This is a genomic window from Cobetia sp. 5-25-4-2 (assembly GCF_013374075.1).
Taxonomy (GTDB): domain Bacteria; phylum Pseudomonadota; class Gammaproteobacteria; order Pseudomonadales; family Halomonadaceae; genus Cobetia; species Cobetia marina.
On sequence record NZ_BLWK01000001.1, the window covers coordinates 789,893 to 808,042 of the forward strand.

The following is an 18,150-nucleotide window of genomic DNA, read 5'->3' on the forward strand; positions in this document are numbered from 1 at the left end:
TCGCGCCTGTCTTCCAGCGCTTGCACAGCGGCTACATCTTTCAGGTGCTCATCTTCCAGATGGCATGCGCTGAACCCCAACGGATCACCTGGTTTTCTCCCGTCTCGTCCCTTGGTCTAAATGGCTTTGAAAACATTTTCAAAGCCGGTTTGGCTGCGCTAGGCTGCTCGGTATGCCGCGCACCGACGCCAAGAGGTTCACGACGGTGGTGCGCGAGAAAACAACAATGCCATTCATGCCTGAAGCCGGGATGCACCATGACTCAGCCGACCACAACCGCTTGCGCCGAACGCCTCCAGACCCAGTCTCATGACGAGACTCCACAGATATTGCGTCTGGGGATGATAGGGGGCGGTGTCCAGTCCTTCATCGGTCAGGTCCATCGTGCAGCGGCACAGATGGATGGGCGGTATCGCGTCGTGGCAGGGGCGCTGTCCTCAAATCCTGAGCGCGCACGCCAGCAGGCGGAGCAACTCAACATCGCACGTGGTTATGGCGATGGTGAGTCACTGCTGCGCGAGGAAGCCGCTCGCGAAGATGGGGCTGAGGTCATCGCCATTCTCACGCCCAATGACAGTCACTTCGCCCTGGCCAGATTGGCTCTGGAGCTGGGCTTTCATGTCGTCTGTGAAAAGCCGCTGGTCAATGATCCGGCTCAGGCGAAAGAGCTTGAAGCGATCGCCGAGCGGGCAGGGCTGCGCTTCTGCATGGCCTATGGCTATACCGGCTATCCGATGGTGCGTCAGGCACGCGCCATGATCGAGAACGGGGAACTGGGCGAGATTCGTCAGCTGCAATGTGACTACGTCCAGGGGCATCTGGCGAGCCTGACGGATGCCGAGAAGGCGGGACATGACTGGCACATGGATCCGGCCATCGCGGGAGAATCGATGATTCTCAATGACATCGCGACCCATGCCTTCCATATGCTCGAGTATGTTTCCGGACTTGAGACAAGTGAATTGAGTGCCGATGTCACGGCCAGCGTGGCCGGACGTGACGCTCACGATAACGCCAACGTACTGTTGCGCTATGCCAATGGCGCCCGCGGATTGATGTGGATTACCCAGGCGGCGGCCGGCGCAGAACATGGCCTGAGCTTCCGGATCTTCGGCAGTCTCGGCGGCCTTGAGTGGCACCAGGAAACCCCCAATCAGCTCCTGTTCCGACGGCTCGATGGCGCCCCTTTACTGCTCTCCAAGGGAGCGGCCGGCCTGCATGATGCCTCCACGCGTATCTCGCGAGTGGCCTTTGGACATCCCGAGGGGTATCGCGAAGCCTTTTCCTCGCTGTACAGCGATCTTCATGAAGACATCACGGCCAGCCAGCAGGGCATCCCTGTCGATCCGCTTGCCCTCTGGTACCCCGACATCCGTAGCGGGGTCCGCGGTGTCGAATTCGCCGCCACCGCGCTCGACTCAAGTCGGCGCAATGGTGACTGGGTGTCTTTGCCCTCGCGGCGGGACAGTCAATTGGCGCGCTGATTCGATGGTTCCATTGAGATAGCCAACGCCACTTCATTCAGGAATGACGCAATGACGGGTCGCCCTCGCGGCAGCCGGTGCGGGTTCTGCTACGCCATTGTTCGGTCAATCACGTTGCAAGGAGTACGGGATGAACAGGAAAGGGGTCGACGATCTGCGCAGTAATCGCTGGTTCAAGCAGGATGATCTGCGCTCTTTCGGGCATCGCTCCCGCGTCAAGCAGATGGGCTATTGGGGAGAGGAGTTCGTCGGCAAGCCGGTGATCGCGATCATCAATACCTGGAATGACCTCAATACCTGCCATTCCCACTTCCCTGAGCGGGTCAAGGATATCAAGCGTGGCATCACGGCGGCGGGGGGCTTTGCTGTCGAATTGCCTGCCATGTCACTGGGTGAGCAATTGATGAAGCCCAGCGCCATGATGTATCGCAACATGCTGGCCATGGAAGTCGAGGAACTGCTGCGCAGCTACCCCGTGGATGGTGCCGTGGTCATGGGCGGGTGTGACAAGACCACGCCGGGCGTACTCATGGGCGCGATCTCCATGAATCTGCCGACCATCTATGTGCCGGCCGGCGCCATGCTGCGCGGCAACTATCGTGGTCAGGTATTGGGGAGCGGGACGGATGTCTGGAAGTACTGGGATGAACGGCGTATCGGCAACGTCAGTCAGAGTGACTGGAACGAGATCGAGAACGGTATTGCCCGCTCTCCGGGCACCTGCATGACCATGGGCACGGCCGCGACACTGATGTCGATCGGGGAATCGCTGGGCATGAGCCTGCCGGGGGCCTCGAGCATTCCCGCGGTGGACGCCAATCACAACCGGATGTGCTACGCCAGCGGCAAGCGAGCGGTGGAAATGGTCTGGGAAGATCTCAAGCCGACCGATGTCATGAGCGAGGCATCCTTTGATAACGCGATTGCCGTCGACATGGCGATCGGGGGCTCGACCAACGCCATCATCCACATCGTGGCCATGGCGCGGCGTCTCGGAATCACGCTGCCGATGGAGCGCTTCAACGAGATATCGCGTCGTGTGCCGCTGGTGCTGAACCTCAAGCCTTCCGGCGAATATCTGATGGAAGACTTCTTCTATGCCGGAGGGCTTCCGGCCTTGATGACGAACATCGGCAGTGAGCTGAAGCTCTCCGCCATGACCGTGACCGGCCGTACCCTGGGCGACAACATCGAGGGTGCCAAGGTCTGGCGCCCGGACGTCATTCTCCCGCTGGACAGTCCGGTCAATGCCTCGGGCGGGACTGCCGTGCTGACCGGCAGCCTGGCGCCTAAGGGCGCCATCATCAAACCGACCGCGGCGGACCCTCGCCTGCATGTCCATCAAGGGCCTGCCTATGTGTTCGAGAACATCGCCGACCTCAAGGCACGTATCGATGATGAGGACCTCCCGGTCACGGCCGACAGCATCATCGTGCTCAAGAATGGCGGGCCGGTGGGCGGCCCCGGCATGCCGGAATGGGGCATGATGCCGATTCCGGCCAAGCTGCTGAAACAAGGCGTGCGCGACATGCTGCGGATCTCCGACTCGCGCATGAGCGGCACCAGCTATGGCAGCTGCATTCTGCATGTGGCGCCGGAAGCCGCCGTCGGCGGGCCGCTGGCCATCGTTCAGACCGGTGACATCATCGCGGTCGATGTCCCCAATCGTCGGCTGGACCTGATGGTCGACGAAGAGGAGATCCAGCGCCGACTGGCGGATTGGCAGCCGCCCAGGGATCGGCACCCTCACGGCTATGCCTCTCTCTACAAGGCACATGTCACCCAGGCGGATGAAGGCTGTGACTTCGACTTTGCCAATGGCGCGCCTGGCAGTACCCCTGAACCCGATATCTATTGAGCGTCGCTGTGTGAAGCAGGGAGATGAGGTCGAGGGTATCGGAGCAGGGGTATGGAAGGCGTGCGCGCACGCAGGTGCCATGGCCATCGTCGACGGGAGTCCAGGAAATGGCGGAAATCGAACTGCTGATAGAGGCCCGGGCGGAACTGGGGGAATCCCCGGTCTGGGATGCCAGTGGCAACAGCCTGTTCTGGGCAGACCTTTATGCCCCGGCGATCGAGCGCTACTGCCTGAGTGATGGCAAGCGAGAGCGTCGCGTGCTGCCAGAGACCTTGGGTGCCTTCGGGCGCTGTGCCGATGGGCGTCTGATCGTTGCCATGCGCTCCGGCATCTATTTGCTTGATTTTGATACTGGCGCCCTGGCGTTTCTGGCCTGCCCACCCGGAGAGCCGTTGGCTGGCACGCGCTTCAATGACGGCAAGGTCGCGCCGAATGGACACTTCGTGATCGGCACCATGGATGAGGCGAGTCGTTCACGGCCGCTGGGGCATTTTTATGATGTCGCTCCCACTGGACAGACCCAACGGCTGCAGCCAGGTCTCATCGTCGCCAATGGCCTGGCCTGGAGCGCTGATGGACGGCGCATGATTTTTGCGGATACGCGACGCGACACCATCCATGTCGCGGACTACTGCCCGGAAAGTGGTGTCATGGGCACACCGCGGGTATTCGCCGAGACCCAGCCTGCACTGCACGGCCGCCCCGATGGCGGAGCGATGGATATGGCGGGAGGCTACTGGAGTGCAGGCGTCTTTGGCGGAGTGCTCAATTACTGGGATGCCGAGGGACGTCTGGCGCGCCAGGTCCACCTGCCATGTCCCGGCCCGACCATGCCGTGCTTCGGCGGGGCCGACATGACAACGCTTTACGTGACCACCTTGCGCAAGGGCATGAGCCCTGAGGCGCTGGCCGCGGCCCCGTTGTCCGGCAGCGTCTTCGCGCTGGAGGTCGAAGTGCCGGGCGTCCCCGTCGCCGCCTTTGCCTCTCGCTCTCCAGCATCACCCGACATGCCGAGTGGGGAACGCTCACCCTCCCGGGTCACGATTCGTGAGCCTCACGAGTGACCTGTCCCTTGTGACTTCCACCATTGATGAACTCCAGAGGGAGACCCCATGCGCCTCAATCGCCTCAAGCAACGCGTTGCCCAAAAGGAGGGCGTCGTGAATGGCTGGCTCTCCATGCCGTGTGCCTTCTCGGCAGAGATCATGGCCCATCAGGGCTGGGACAGTCTGACCATCGACCTGCAGCACGGGGTGATCGATTACAGCGATCTGCTGCCGATGCTGACGGCCATCTCCACCACTGACACTGTTCCGCTGGTGCGAGTGCCGAGCCTGGAACCCGGTTTGATCATGAAGGTGCTGGATGCGGGGGCCTATGGCGTGATCGCGCCTTTGATCAACACGGCCGATGACGCCCGGGCACTGGTGGCTGCCTGCCGCTATCCCCCGCTGGGGATGCGCAGCTTCGGCCCTCATCGCGCCATGCTGTATGGCGGTGCGGATTATGCGAAGCATGCCAATGACGAGATGCTGGTGCTGGGCATGATCGAGACCCGTGAAGGTGTGGCGAACCTGGAAGAGATTCTTGCCGTGGAGGGGCTGGATGGCCTCTATATCGGTCCCGCGGATCTGGCGCTCTCTCATGGCCATGCTCCGGGGTTCGATCACGGGGATGGCCCGATGGATACCTTGATCGGTCAGCTCATCGAGCGGGCTCGTCTGCATGACAAGATCGTCGGTATCCACAATGGGGGGGCAGCGCATGCGAAGCGAATGCTGGCACGTGGCTGTGACCTCGTCACCGTCGGGTCAGATACTCGTCTGCTGATGGCAGGGGCCCGCGAGTTGTTGAGTGCCATGGAGCGCGAGACGGATCACCGCGAAGGGTATTGATCGATGCGTGCGTTACCTGCAAGTCACGAACCCGCGATAGGAGAGGAGAGGCAACATGAGTCAATTTGCACGTTATCCGAGTCTTGAGGGGCGACATGTCTTCATCAGTGGGGGCGCGAGTGGCATTGGCGCCACGCTGGTCGAGCATTTCTGCAAGCAACAGGCCTGTGTGAGCTTCGTCGATATCGATGATGCGTCAGGCGAAGCGCTGGTGGAGCAGCTCTCTGGCACAGGTGGGAAGGTACGCTATCAGCATTGTGACGTGACCGATATTACACAGCTTCGTGCTGTCATCTGTGCCGCCGCTGATGAGTTCGGGACGATTGAAGTACTGATCAACAATGCGGCTCGGGATACGCGTGTGCCTTTGTCGGAGTTGGATGTCGAGACATGGGACAACCTGCAGGCCACCAACCTGCGACATGTGGTCTTCGCAAGCCAGGCGGTGTTTGCTGGCATGCAGGCAGCGGGCGGCGGATCGATCATCAACTTCAGCTCTCCCAGTTTCTTGCGGCGTTCGCGTGATATCACGGGCTACTCGAGCGCCAAGGCCGCTACCATCGGCCTGACGCGGACACTGTCGCGTGACATGGGAGACGCCGGAATTCGCGTCAATACGGTCTTGCCGGGATGGGTCATCACCGAGCGCCAGAAAGCCTTGTGGTGGGACCCGGAGCTTGAGCGCCAGGTGCTGGAAAATCAGAGTCTGCATCAACGTGTGCAGCCGGAGGATGTCGCACGGATGGTGCTGTTCCTGGCCGCGGACGATAGCCGGATGATCACCGCGCAGACCTATATCGTGGATGGTGGACTGGTCTAGAGGGACTGGTCTAGATGGACGGGTCTAGAGGGACGGGTCTGTATGGGCTGTGTCGTGGGGAAGAGGGCCGGGGCAAGGCGACGTTGCTGATACGCCTCTCGATAGGTGAAACGTGTCTTTTCTGCCTGTCGGATAGGCCACTTCAATCATGCATGAATGACCTTATTGAACTTTGATCCAAGGCGGGGCCTTTTTTTTGAAATTTGGATGAAAACGTTTTCAAGCACTGCTAGTGTCTTTCCAAACGGTGAAGAATTCAGCGCTGACCATCATTTTCCTGCGTCATGATCACTGAGCTTCAGGTGCCGATTTTTCGACCTGAATGCACACAATAAAACAACGCCATATGCTCGTCGGGAGAGAGGAATGAAAACGATAAAATTGACCGTCTCCGAAGCCATCGCCAGATATCTGGCGGCGCAGAAAATCGATATCGACGATAAGGTCGAGACCTTGTTCGGTTGCGGGTTCGCCATCTTCGGTCACGGCAATGTGACCTGCCTGGGGCAACAACTTCACAACATCCAGGACACCATCCCGATCTGGCGCGGCCAGAATGAGCAATCCATGGCGGTTGCTGCCGTTGCCTACGCCAAGGCCAACAAGCGTCAGCGGATCGGGATCGCGAGCACCTCCATCGGGCCGGGTGCCACCAACATGATCACGGCGGCGGGTATCGCGCATACCAACCGACTGCCGTTGCTGATGTTTGCCGGCGATGCGCATGTCTCGCGCCTGCCGGACCCGGTGCTGCAGCAGGTCGAGCATGCCCATCAGCCCAGCCTGAGCGTCAATGATGCCTTCAAGCCCGTCACTCGTTTTTGGGATCGCATCACTCACCCCGCACAGCTCATGCAGTCCTTGCCGACCGCGATCGCGACCCTGACGGATCCCGCCAATTGCGGCCCGGTCATGATTTCATTGCCTCAGGATATCCAGGGCGTGGCTTATGACTATCCAGAGGCGCTCTTCGAAGAATGCATTCACCATATTCGTCGCCCGGAAGCTGACACACGTTCGATTGAAGCGGCTATTTCTCTGCTGGAAAAGGCCGAGAAGCCGCTGATTATCGCTGGCGGTGGTGTGCATTATTCCGAAGCCAATCAGTTGTTGGCGGAGTTTGCTCAGCGTCGCAATATCCCGGTGGTCGAGACCATCGCAGGGCGTTCTTCCCTGCTGCAATCTCACCCTTGCAATATGGGCCCCATCGGCGTGACTGGATCGAATTCCGCCAATGCCATGGCAGCACAATGTGATGTGCTGGTGGCCATCGGCACACGTCTGCAGGACTTCACCACCGGATCCTGGTCGGTATTTCGCAATCCGGCGGTGAAGATCGTATCCGTCAACGTGGCGCATATGGATGCCATCAAGCATCGCGCCATGGCGGTCATCGGCGATGCTCGTCACACGCTGGTGCGTCTTGATTCAGGGTTGGGTGAATGGCAGGCCGATCAGCGCTGGCTGGAAAAGGGCCAGGCTGAAGTCGCCGAGTGGAAATCCCTGTGCGCCAACCGCGGGGAGATCGTCGCGGGGCAGATGGCGTCCTACGCCCAGGTCATTGCCAGCGTCAATGCGGTGCAGGAGCCCGGTGATACCGTGCTGACGGCCGCCGGTGGCCTGCCGGCAGAACTGAACATGAACTGGCAGAGCAAGCAGCTCGGCAAGTTCGACATCGAGTTCGGCTTCTCCTGCATGGGCTATGAAGTGGCCGGTGGCTGGGGTGCCAAGATCGCCAACCCCGACAACGAGGTCGTGGTCCTGGTCGGCGACGGCTCCTACATGATGATGAATTCCGATATCTACAGCTCGGTACTGACTGGCCACAAGATGATCGTTGTCGTCTGTGACAATGCTGGTTTCGCGGTCATCAACAAGCTGCAGAACAACAGCGGTAATCCTTCCTTCAACAACATGCTGGCCGATTGTCGTAGCCAGGCCGACGAGCTGGTACGCGTCGACTTCCTCCAGCATGCCCAGTCGCAAGGTGCCTACGGTGAGCACCTGAGTGACATCAGTGATTTCCGGGCCGCTTACCAGCGCGCCAAGGAGAGCCCACGTACCTACGTCATCGTGGTGGATATCGATTCCACCAAGTGGTCTTCCTGTGACTGCTGGTGGGATGTGGGGCTACCGGAAGTCGTCCGCGAGGACGTGGATGAAGCGCAGGTGGCCGCCATGAATGCCGGCCGTGTCCATCAGCGCCGCGGGCTTTGATTCTGCGTGAGTCGTGAGGCCGGGCGCACGCAGCAACGGGCCTCATGAACACCTCTGCAATGACAACGCCAATTATCAGCACCCATGCATTTGCCAGGAGAATCTCTGATGTTCAATGAAGAACACAATCTCGCGCCGCTGCGCTGGGCCATGGTCGGTGGTGGCCGTGGCAGTGAAATCGGCCACGCCCATCGTGCTGCTGCCCATCGTGACAACTTGTTCCAGCTGGTCGCCGGTGCCTTCGATCTCGACGCGGAACGCGGTCGTGAATTCGGCACCAACCTGGGGCTCGATCCAGAGCGTTGCTACCCGGATTACGCCAGCCTGTTCGAGGCCGAAGCTGCCCGCGACGATGGCATTCAGGCCGTCAGCATCGCCACACCCAACAGTACCCACCATGCCATCAGCCTGGCGGCGCTCAAGGCTGGCCTGCATGTGATCTGTGAAAAGCCGGTGACCTTCACGGTTGCCGAGGCAGAGGAGCTCAAGGCTGAAGCACAGGCGCGCGGTCTGGTCTTCGGTGTCATGTATGGCTACAGCGGCTATCAGATGCTGCATCAGGCACGTGCCATGGTGCAGTCGGGTGAGCTGGGGCAGGTGCGCATGGTCAACATGCAATTTGCCCATGGCTTCCATAGCCAGCCGGTCGAACAGGTCAGCAGCGGCGCCAAGTGGCGTACCAGTCCTGCCGTTTCCGGGCCGACCTATGTGCTGGGGGATCTCGGGACGCACATCTTCTATGCCGGCCAGTTCATCACCGGACTCAAGGTCGAACGCCTGATGTGCCACCGCCAGAGCTTCGTGGCCTCGCGGGCACCGCTGGAAGACAACGCCCAGGTGTTGCTCCAGTACCAGAACGGCGCGGTGGGATCACTGTGGGCCAGTGCGGTGAATGCGGGATCCATGCATCAGCAGAAGATTCGTGTAGTGGGAGAGAAGGCCAGTATCGAATGGTGGGATGAATATCCCAACCAGCTGCGCTACGAGGTCCAGGGCGAACCGGTACGGATTCTGGAACGTGGCATGGGCTATCTGGCCGAGGGCGACAACGCCGTGAACAGCAATCGCATCGGCGGCGGCCACGCGGAAGGCTTCTTCGAATCCTGGGCCAATGTCTATCACCGTTATGGCCTCGCCATGCAGGGCGCTGAAGCACGCCGGAATGGCACAGGTACTCAACACCTTGGCCTGTCGGAGCAGGAGCTGGAGTCTCTCTGGTTCCCCAATATCGATGCAGGCATCGAAGGCGTGCGGTTGCTGGAGTGCTGTGTGGAATCCTCTGACAACGAGAATCGCTGGGTCGCGTTCTGATCTGACTGCGACATCAGGAGCGCCTCATGTCGGCTCCACCGTTGCCACTCGGTCGGCACCCGATGTGAGGCCTCATTTCCACGTCACTGACGATGGTCATCCCGAAAGACAACGACAACGCCAATAAGAAGGACATCATCATGCACATCAAGCTTTCCAACGCACCGTGTTCCTGGGGTATCGAGTTCGCCGACAACCCCGCCAATCCCAGCTGGCAGACCGTGCTCGACGAAATCGCCGGCGCCGGTTTCAAGGCGACGGAGCTTGGCCCGCTCAATTACCTGCCGACCGAGCAGGCCGCACTGGCGTCCGCGTTGGACAGTCGAGGGCTCGAGCTGATCGCCGGTACCATCTTCAAGCATCTGCACGATGCGTCACGCCGTCAGGAAATCCTGGATTACACCCGCGCGACCTGTGAAGTGCTCAAGCCTCAGCAGGGCAACTACATGGTCATCATCGACCATGTCAGCTCGCCACGTACTGATGAAGCCGGCCAGCAGGAAACCGCGACCCGTCTCGATGATGCGCAGTGGCGCGAGATGATGGTCACTATCCGTCAGGTGGCGGAAATCTGTCAGGAATATGCGGTCACACCGGTGCTGCATCCGCATGCCGGCACCTACATCGAGTATCGCGATGAAGTGGACCGTGCGATGGCTGAGCTGGATGCTGATCTGGTCAAGCTGTGCATCGATACCGGGCACTGCACCTATGCAGGCATCGATCCGGCGGAACTGATTCGCACCTACGGCGAGCGCGTCGCCTATATCCACTTCAAGGATATTCAGGCGCCAGTACTCGAAAGCGTGGTGAAGGATGGCATCGACTTCTATACCGCCATCGGCCAGGGCGTGTTCTGCCCGCTGGGACAGGGCTGTGTGGACTTTGACGCGGTCCGCGAGAGTCTGGATTCCATCGGCTATCAAGGCTGGATCACCGTCGAGCAGGACGTGGACCCGACCAAGGACAACAGTGCGCTGGAAAACGCCCGCGAAAGCCGCGAATTCATCGAACGCAGCATACTGGAGAAAGGGCTGGCCGAAGCCTGATCCGCAAGAAGCCCTGCCGTCATCACGCCAGAAGACGGCAGGGCATGGAAGGTACCGCAATGACTTGTCTCGCCAGCGTGGTCCGTCACGGGCCATGAATGCACGAGCCACATCTGCTTCAGCAGTTCTCGTAATACTATAACAATCGATCACGAGAGGTCGTCATGCCCACTTCACACCCTGGCCGCGAAACCGCTGCCTCTTCAGCCAACTCACCCACATCACTTGCACAAGAGCGTCTCACGCCAACCCAGCTCGTCTTTCTGATCAAGATCATTCTGGTGGCTGCCCTGGGCGGCCTGCTGTTCGGTTATGACACGGGGGTCATCTCCGGGGCCATCGGGCCGATCGCAGAATATTTCGACCTGTCCGCCGCAGAGAAGGGCTGGGCGGTCTCCTCGGTGGTCATCGGCTGCATCGGTGGTGCCCTCATCGCCGGTCGCCTGTCCATCGCCTATGGTCGCAAGGCCGTGTTCATGCTGTCAGCCGTGATGTTCACGGCTTCCGCGTTGGGCTCTGGCCTGGCGGGCTCCTTCGATGCCTATATCTGGTGGCGGATTCTGGGGGGGCTGGCGGTCGGAATGGCCAGCGTCATGGCACCGATGTACATCTCCGAGATGTCACCGGGCTACATGCGTGGGCGCACCGTCAGCCTGTTCCAGCAATCCGTGGTGTTTGGCCAGATGGTGGTGTTCTTCGTGAACTACTTCATCGCCAAGGGCATGGCCGAGACCTGGATCCTGAATCATGGCTGGCGCTGGATGCTGGGATCGGAAGCCATCATCTCGATCCTGTTCGCGGTACTGATTCCCTTCGTACCGGAATCCCCGCGCTGGCTGGTGTTGAAAGGACGTCTGGATGATGCGCGGCGGGTACTGGCGCGCTTCTATCACGCCGATGCCATCGAGCGCACCCTGGGCGAGATCCAGAAATCCTTCCAGCACAACGAGAGCAAACGCCACGCGTCTCTGCGCACCAAGGGAATGTTGGGGCTGGTGGCCATCGGTGTCTTTATCGCCGCCGCCCAACAGCTGACTGGCATCAATGTGGTGATGTATTACGCGCCTGATGTCCTGTCGACGGTGACATCCAGCAATGAAGACGCCTTGCTGCAGACTTCCATCATGGGCGTCACCTTCGTCGCCGGTAACCTGCTGGGCATGCTGCTGATCGACAAGGTCGGGCGCCGTCCGCTGCTGATCGCCGGGAGCCTTGGCAGCATCGTCGGCATGACCTTCCTGGGTGTCGTGATCGGCAATGGCGAACCGGGCATCAGCGCCTTGATCGCCCTGATCGTCTATGTCGTCTCGTTTGCCATCTCCTGGGGCTGTGTCTGCTGGACACTGGTCTCCGAGATATTCCCCAATGCCATCCGCGCACGCGCCATGTCGCTGGCCGTCGCCGCACAGTGGCTGCTCGGCTTCATCGTCACCCAGACCTTCCCGATGATGCGCCAGAGCGACTTCCTCAATGAGTTGGTCGGTGGCGGTTTCAGCTTCTGGCTCTATGCGGTGCTGACCTTCCTCAGTCTGCTGATCGTGCTGCGGTACGTGCCGGAAACCAAGGGCAAGACCCTGGAAGAGCTGGAAGGCATCACCGGGACTCGTCTCAGCAAACGTCGTCGCCGGTTGGCGCGTCAAGGCTTGCCGCTGACAACGGAGTAAAACAGCAGCGCTCAAGGCTTGCCATCACTCTGTTGCGCGACGCTCCCGCTGGCAATCTTCATGCGCCGGCGGGAGCGTATTCTTGTGAAAGCGACATCGTCCTGCCTTGTCATCGGTGGCATGCTCAAGAGACCCCGAGCTGCTTCCAGAGGACACTCCAGAGGACACAGGGATGAAGCATAACGTCGCACGGTATGGCCTGATATTGAATACAGAGCGGTTCGATGAGTGTGTCGCATTCTACCAGGGCCTTTTTGAACTGCCGCTTCTTTTCAACAAGGAAGATGGCGGTTTCAGGCTGACCTGCCTGGCCTATGGAGACGGATATTTGATGATCGAGCAGGGCGGAAGGGCGATTGAGGGAGGCAAGAGTCCCGAGCAAGGTAGCGCCAAGCTGCGCTTCAATGTCAGCGACATCGAAAAGGCCTTGGCGGAGGTCAGGGCATGGGGGATCGAGGCCGAGATCGAAGAGACGCCCTGGGGGAGGACGATCCATCTGCATGACCAGGATGGTAATCGAGTAGGGATTCGAGATGAGGCCGGATTCGTGGGGCAGATGGCGTATTGAGCGCATGTGCAATGCCAGGAGGGTGCCCTGTGCTGTACTGCTGAATTTTCCCCACCCGGGCTCCCTACAGGAAAGCTCCTTGCCAAGGCCACGTGATCAGGTGGTCGGCAAGGAGCTCATGTGGCATGCAGCTCATGTGTCATGCAACTCATGTGGCATGCAACTCATGTGTCATTGGGCACATGGGTCATGATGCCCAGACGACGCTGGGCGTCACCAATCGCCGTCAGCTGCTCAAGCTTGTGCTGGCGAGCGCCCGCCGACGTTTGCTGAGGCGAGTGCCTGTGATGTTCTCAAGCTCTTCCAGGGTCTTGCCCTTGGTTTCCGGCACATAGCGCAATACCACCAGCAGGCTCATCAGCGTCAGCACGGCATAGAGCCAGAAGCTGAAACCGCTGCCAAACAGGTGGTTGAGCCAGTCACTCTCGCGCAGCATCGGGAAGGTCTGCGTGACCATGAAACCCGCGAACCATTGGCCAGCCACGGCCAGCGCCATGGCGCGTCCGCGAATCGCGTTGGGGAAGATTTCCGACAATAGTGTCCAGCAGACACAGCCCCAGGAAATGGCGAAGGACACCACGTAGACGATCAGCGCGAACAGCGCGCCATAGCCCACCGCATCTCGCCCGATGATGATGCCCAATGCACACATGCCGATCATGCTGCCGATACTGCCGGCAATCAGCAGTGGGCGACGCCCGACCTTGTCGATCAGCAACATCCCCAGCAGGTTGCCGCCCACGAAGGTGACACCCATGATCGAGGTCTGCAGCAGGGCATCCTCGCTGCTGGCGGTCACCGAGGACAATACGTCCGGCGCGTAATACATGACGACATTGATGCCGGTCAGTTGCTGGGCACTGGCGATGAAGACACCCAGTATCACCAGCCCCAGCAGGCCGCGCTCACGCAGACTGATGAGATTGTCCCGCGAGGAGTCACGATAGGAGGTGATGATGCTGTTGAGTGTCTGGTCCAGGTCTTCGGCAGGAGTGAAGCGGCTCAGTATGCTGCGGGCTTGCTCGGGACGACCTCTCAGCACCAGCCAGCGTGGCGATTCCGGAATGAAGAACAGCAATGCGCCGAACAGCAAGGCGGGCAAGGCCTCGGACCCGAGCATCCAGCGCCAGCCATGGTCGATCATCCAGTGTTCGGCCATGCCCTTGGCGATGAAGTAGTTCACGAAGAACACCACCATCTGTCCGAAGACGATCGACTGCTGGAACAGGCTGACGGTACGACCTCGCAGATGCCCGGGGGACATTTCAGAGATGTACATCGGCGCGACCACACTGGCCAGCCCCACCGCCATCCCGCCGATGATGCGCCACAGGGTGTAATAGTGGAAATCAGTCGCCGTGGCAGAGCCGATGGCGGAGAGCAGGAACAAGATGGCGGCAATCAGGAAGGCCTTGCGTCGGCCGAATCGGATGGAGATCCAGCCGGCGCTGATGGCCCCTGCGATACAGCCGATGACGACGGAGGACACCGCCCAGCCTTTTTCGGCGGGTGTCAGTTGGAAATATTCAGCGATAGGGCCGATGGCTCCGGAGATGACGCCGGTGTCATAACCGAAGAGCAACCCGCCTAGAGTGGCGATCAGCGTGATACGTATCAGATAGCCGAGTTGCTGACGTGACAGGGAATGTCCGGCCCTGTCGGGCGAGAGCTTGGCAGTCATGTGAAATCTCCAGCGTTGGGACGTGAAGGCGTCCCGCGCAGATGGCAACAGGCAGACGAGTGGGTTGGCGTGACTCGCTGCCCGCGATGTTGTTATGCCCATGCAGGTGATGAGGTATCACTCCATGGGAGGTAAGGCGCCTGAAGGCTCAGGCAGGTACGTCAAGCGCGAAATGTTGGCGAAGCGCCGAGACACTGCGTGACAACTGATCTTCCAGTGTTGTCAGATAATCGCCCGTCTTGACCGGCGTGAAGGGGTCAGGACCCATGGCCGGTGCCTCGACGATGATCGGGCCGGCGTATTGCATGGCCCGCAGCTGGGTGAATTGATCCGCCAGCTGACTATGCCCCTGACCGATACCGCCGCGATTGGAGTCGGCGACGTGATAAAGCCCCAGGTGATCGCCAGTCTCGGCCAGCGCTCGCACGGGGTCAGGCTCTTCGATATTCATGTGGTAGGCATCCAGCAATACCTTGAGCTGGGGAGAACCGATGTCCTGGATGAGCCTGCGACACTGGGCTGCAGTGTTGATGAGGTGGGATTCGTAGCGATTGAGGACTTCATAGACCAAGGGCACACTGCGTTCGGCGGCGTACTCACAGAGTGGTTTCAGTGCCTCGACCAAGTGGCGATATTCGCTGTCTTGATCGCTGCCATCCGCGGGACGGATTCGCCCCACGAGTCCGTGCAGTGAGACTCGCGCGCCGCCGAGCGCCTGGGCAAAGTCGATCAGCTGTCGATAGTAGGTCTCGGCAGCCTCGCGATCCGACGCGTCGGGGGAGGCGGGATCGCAATCTCCCGGCGTGAGTGAGAACACTTCCAGCCCATGCGTTTGGCAAAGGGCGCGGATCATGTCTGGTGTGAAGGCGTCGAGATCCCCATGCAGTTCCACCCCGTCAAATCCCAGGCGTGCGGTCCGCGCGAAGATATCCTCGATCGGCAGCGGGCCGAAGGTCCAGGTACAGACACCCACTTTCATGTTGTGCGTCATGACGTGCCTCCATGGCGGTCATGTGCCTTGCCGGTCTGGCAAGGCGCGATGAAAAGCGGTCGGGCATGACGCTGTCATGCCCGACCCTGAGAGTGGTGGATCAGAGTGTCGGCATGGTGAAGTGGCTGGCTTCACTGCGCAGACCGTCAGGCCAGCGGGTGGTGACGGCTTTCATGCGGGTATAGAAGCGCACGCCATCCGGGCCATGCATGTGAAGCGGGCCAAAGAGAGAGCGCTTCCAGCCGCCAAAGCTGTGGAATGCCATCGGTACAGGAATCGGCACGTTCACGCCGACCATGCCGACCTGGATGCGAGTGGTGTATTGGCGGGCAGCATCACCGTCGCGAGTGAAGATGGCCGTGCCATTGCCATACTCGTGGGCATTGATGAGCGCGATCGCCTCATCGAGTGACTCCTGACGAACCAGACACAGGACCGGTCCGAAGATTTCCTCGGCATAGATGCGCATGTCTGGGCGGACATGATCAAACAGGGTCGCGCCCACGAAATAGCCGTTCTCGTGTCCGGGCACCGTGATGTCACGGCCATCCACGACCAGCTCCGCACCTTGCTCAACACCGCTGTCGATGAACTCGATGACCTTGTCAGCATGTACGCGGGAGATCAGCGGTCCCATGTCATTTTCCTGACCCTCGACTTCGCCGGGGCCGACTCGCAGGGTGGCCATCCGCTCGAGGATCTTGTCGCGCAGTCGCTCTGCGGTCTGCTCGCCGATCGGGACTGCCACCGAGATGGCCATGCAGCGCTCACCGGCACTGCCGTACGCCGCGCCCATCAGGGCATCCGCTGCCTGATCCAGATCAGCATCCGGCATCACGACCATGTGATTCTTCGCCCCGCCCAGGGCCTGGACTCGCTTGCCGTGTGCCGAGGCAGTGGAATAGATGTACTCGGCGATCGGGGTGGAGCCGACAAAGGACACGGCCTCGACGCGCTCATCGGTCAGCAGGACATCGACGGCTTCCTTGTCACCATTGACGATGTTGAACACGCCCGGCGGCAGGCCGGCCTCTGTCAGCAGTTCTGCCATGCGCAGCGGGGCAGAGGGATCTTTCTCGGACGGCTTCATGATGAAGGTATTCCCGGTGGCCAGGGCGATGGGGAACATCCACATCGGCACCATGGCCGGGAAATTGAAGGGAGCGATGCCCGCACACACCCCCAGCGGTTGCATCAGAGAGTGGCTGTCCACCCCGGTGCCCACGTTCAGCGAGTGCTCGCCTTTCTGCAGGTGGGGCATGCCGCAGGCGAATTCGACGACTTCCATGCCGCGAGTCACCTCGCCAAGCGCATCTGAGTGCACCTTGCCGTGCTCGCGGGAGATCAGCGTGGCGAGTTCGTCGCTGTGCTTTTCCAGCAGCGCCTTGAAACGGAACAGGATGCGTGAGCGCTTGAGCGCCGAGGTATTCGACCAGCCAGGGAAGGCGGCGCTGGCGGCCGCGATGGCACTGCGAGTTTCCTCGGCGCTGGCCAGCGCGACACTGGCGGACTGCTCACCGGTCGCAGGATTGAAGACCGCCGCATTGCGACCACTGTCGCCGGGTTGGATCTGACCGTTGATGAAGTGATGTAACTGTTGCATGAGGCATCCTTTGCGTCTTGTTCAGGAGGTGTGGCGATGTCTGAAAAGGGGGAAATCAGTTGATGAGGCCTGCGTCCCGGGCAAGCCGGGAGAGGTTTTGGTAGCCCAGAGTGGCGTAGGTCAGCGGGTCGGCAACGGAGGGATCCTGCTCGGCCTCCACGACCAGCCAGCGCTCTGTATCCTTGCCGTAGCCTTTGCGTGCCAGTACGGCGAACAGCGCGGCGAAGTCGATCCCGCCATCCCCCGGCACGGTGAACACGCCATCGAGTACGGCATCCAGAAAGGACTTGTCACGGTTGATGGCGTTATCCATGACGGCGAGACGAATGTCCTTGCAGTGCACATGGCTGATGCGGTCCGCATGGCGCTCGGCGATGGTGACGGGGTCTCCACCGGCATAGGTCAGGTGGCCGGCGTCCAGCAGCAGTCGTACCTGTGTGGTGGAGGCCATCAACCGTTCAATGTCGGCCTGGCTCTCGATGACGGTACCCATATGGTGGTGATAGGTCATCTCCACGCCCTGGTCTGCCATGTGGCGTGCCACGGCATCCAGCCCGGTGGTCAGTCGTTGCCAATCGGCATCGTTCATGACCGGGCGCCGCGAGACAGGCATGTCCTGGTCACCGTGCACGCAACGACTGACCTCGCAGTACACCATGACTGTCGCGCCGCAGGCTTTCAGTAGCTGGAGGTGGTCATCCAGCGCGGCAATTTCCTCGTCAATGCTGCGTTCCAGCAGGCGGCTGGAATACCAGCCGGAAACGAGTGCCAGATCGTGCGCGCCGAGTGCGCGAGACAGGGCCTGCGCCTCGCGCGGGAACTTGTTGCCCAGCTCGAAGCCTGCGAAACCGGCCTGACGCCCCTCGGCAAGACAGACCTCCAGCGGGGTATCCGCGCCGAGGCTTGGCAGGTCGTCGTTGGTCCAGGTCAGCGGGTTGATGCCCAGGCGAATGCTCATGGCGGTATCCTTCTTCGAGATATTGAGATATTGAGATATTGAGATATCGAG

The 18,150-nt window shown here is 60.5% G+C and carries 14 protein-coding genes; 10 read left to right on the forward strand and 4 right to left on the reverse strand.

Annotated elements, in window-relative coordinates; translation table 11 throughout:
- Positions 1-257: 257 nt before the first annotated feature.
- The 10 genes from HXS65_RS03440 to HXS65_RS03485 all read left to right on the forward strand — a co-directional run bounded on the left by HXS65_RS03440 (position 258) and on the right by HXS65_RS03485 (position 12,866).
- The gene (locus HXS65_RS03440; protein WP_176493094.1) at positions 258-1,484 is read left to right on the forward strand and encodes a Gfo/Idh/MocA family protein; all 1,227 of its coding nucleotides are present in this window, start codon (positions 258-260) and stop codon (positions 1,482-1,484) included.
- A 130-nt stretch (positions 1,485-1,614) separates the two neighbouring features.
- Positions 1,615-3,342, forward strand: coding sequence for an L-arabinonate dehydratase (araD, locus tag HXS65_RS03445; RefSeq protein WP_176493095.1), 1,728 nt, complete (start codon positions 1,615-1,617; stop codon positions 3,340-3,342).
- 107 nt (positions 3,343-3,449) lie between these two features.
- Complete coding sequence (locus tag HXS65_RS03450; protein ID WP_176493096.1) at positions 3,450-4,406, forward strand: SMP-30/gluconolactonase/LRE family protein; 957 nt, start codon at positions 3,450-3,452, stop codon at positions 4,404-4,406.
- Between the two features lie 48 nt (positions 4,407-4,454).
- A complete protein-coding gene (locus HXS65_RS03455) occupies positions 4,455-5,237 on the forward strand; it encodes an HpcH/HpaI aldolase/citrate lyase family protein (RefSeq protein WP_176493097.1) in 783 nt (260 codons plus the stop codon).
- Positions 5,238-5,292: 55 nt separating this feature from the next.
- The gene (locus HXS65_RS03460; RefSeq protein ID WP_176493098.1) at positions 5,293-6,057 is read left to right on the forward strand and encodes an SDR family NAD(P)-dependent oxidoreductase; all 765 of its coding nucleotides are present in this window, start codon (positions 5,293-5,295) and stop codon (positions 6,055-6,057) included.
- Positions 6,058-6,423: 366 nt separating this feature from the next.
- On the forward strand, positions 6,424-8,274 hold the full coding sequence (iolD, locus tag HXS65_RS03465) for a 3D-(3,5/4)-trihydroxycyclohexane-1,2-dione acylhydrolase (decyclizing) (RefSeq protein ID WP_176493099.1): 1,851 nt from the start codon (positions 6,424-6,426) through the stop codon (positions 8,272-8,274).
- 108 nt (positions 8,275-8,382) lie between these two features.
- A complete protein-coding gene (locus tag HXS65_RS03470) occupies positions 8,383-9,585 on the forward strand; it encodes a Gfo/Idh/MocA family protein (RefSeq protein WP_176493100.1) in 1,203 nt (400 codons plus the stop codon).
- Positions 9,586-9,725: 140 nt separating this feature from the next.
- Positions 9,726-10,634, forward strand: a complete 909-nt coding sequence (locus tag HXS65_RS03475) for a TIM barrel protein (RefSeq protein WP_176493101.1) — start codon at positions 9,726-9,728, stop codon at positions 10,632-10,634.
- A gap of 164 nt (positions 10,635-10,798) precedes the next feature.
- Positions 10,799-12,298, forward strand: coding sequence for a sugar porter family MFS transporter (locus HXS65_RS03480; protein WP_084208921.1), 1,500 nt, complete (start codon positions 10,799-10,801; stop codon positions 12,296-12,298).
- Positions 12,299-12,470: 172 nt separating this feature from the next.
- The gene (locus HXS65_RS03485) at positions 12,471-12,866 is read left to right on the forward strand and encodes a VOC family protein (protein WP_176493102.1); all 396 of its coding nucleotides are present in this window, start codon (positions 12,471-12,473) and stop codon (positions 12,864-12,866) included.
- Between the two features lie 226 nt (positions 12,867-13,092).
- On the opposite strand, the gene HXS65_RS03490 is transcribed toward HXS65_RS03485, so the two are convergent.
- The 4 genes from HXS65_RS03490 to iolE all read right to left on the reverse strand — a co-directional run bounded on the left by HXS65_RS03490 (position 13,093) and on the right by iolE (position 18,099).
- Positions 13,093-14,547, reverse strand: coding sequence for a sugar porter family MFS transporter (locus tag HXS65_RS03490; RefSeq protein WP_176493103.1), 1,455 nt, complete (start codon positions 14,545-14,547; stop codon positions 13,093-13,095).
- A gap of 148 nt (positions 14,548-14,695) precedes the next feature.
- The gene (locus tag HXS65_RS03495) at positions 14,696-15,538 is read right to left on the reverse strand and encodes a sugar phosphate isomerase/epimerase (protein WP_218015037.1); all 843 of its coding nucleotides are present in this window, start codon (positions 15,536-15,538) and stop codon (positions 14,696-14,698) included.
- 100 nt (positions 15,539-15,638) lie between these two features.
- The gene (locus tag HXS65_RS03500) at positions 15,639-17,141 is read right to left on the reverse strand and encodes a CoA-acylating methylmalonate-semialdehyde dehydrogenase (RefSeq protein ID WP_176493104.1); all 1,503 of its coding nucleotides are present in this window, start codon (positions 17,139-17,141) and stop codon (positions 15,639-15,641) included.
- Between the two features lie 55 nt (positions 17,142-17,196).
- Complete coding sequence (iolE, locus tag HXS65_RS03505; RefSeq protein ID WP_176493105.1) at positions 17,197-18,099, reverse strand: myo-inosose-2 dehydratase; 903 nt, start codon at positions 18,097-18,099, stop codon at positions 17,197-17,199.
- Positions 18,100-18,150 lie beyond the last annotated feature (51 nt).

Coding starts and splice junctions, on each gene's coding strand:
- HXS65_RS03440 (WP_176493094.1), top strand. CDS start 258: ATGACTCAGCCGACCACAACCGCTTGCGCCGAACGCCTCCAGACCCAG.
- araD (WP_176493095.1), top strand. CDS start 1,615: ATGAACAGGAAAGGGGTCGACGATCTGCGCAGTAATCGCTGGTTCAAG.
- HXS65_RS03450 (WP_176493096.1), top strand. CDS start 3,450: ATGGCGGAAATCGAACTGCTGATAGAGGCCCGGGCGGAACTGGGGGAA.
- HXS65_RS03455 (WP_176493097.1), top strand. CDS start 4,455: ATGCGCCTCAATCGCCTCAAGCAACGCGTTGCCCAAAAGGAGGGCGTC.
- HXS65_RS03460 (WP_176493098.1), top strand. CDS start 5,293: ATGAGTCAATTTGCACGTTATCCGAGTCTTGAGGGGCGACATGTCTTC.
- iolD (WP_176493099.1), top strand. CDS start 6,424: ATGAAAACGATAAAATTGACCGTCTCCGAAGCCATCGCCAGATATCTG.
- HXS65_RS03470 (WP_176493100.1), top strand. CDS start 8,383: ATGTTCAATGAAGAACACAATCTCGCGCCGCTGCGCTGGGCCATGGTC.
- HXS65_RS03475 (WP_176493101.1), top strand. CDS start 9,726: ATGCACATCAAGCTTTCCAACGCACCGTGTTCCTGGGGTATCGAGTTC.
- HXS65_RS03480 (WP_084208921.1), top strand. CDS start 10,799: ATGCCCACTTCACACCCTGGCCGCGAAACCGCTGCCTCTTCAGCCAAC.
- HXS65_RS03485 (WP_176493102.1), top strand. CDS start 12,471: ATGAAGCATAACGTCGCACGGTATGGCCTGATATTGAATACAGAGCGG.
- HXS65_RS03490 (WP_176493103.1), bottom strand. CDS start 14,547: ATGACTGCCAAGCTCTCGCCCGACAGGGCCGGACATTCCCTGTCACGT.
- HXS65_RS03495 (WP_218015037.1), bottom strand. CDS start 15,538: ATGACGCACAACATGAAAGTGGGTGTCTGTACCTGGACCTTCGGCCCG.
- HXS65_RS03500 (WP_176493104.1), bottom strand. CDS start 17,141: ATGCAACAGTTACATCACTTCATCAACGGTCAGATCCAACCCGGCGAC.
- iolE (WP_176493105.1), bottom strand. CDS start 18,099: ATGAGCATTCGCCTGGGCATCAACCCGCTGACCTGGACCAACGACGAC.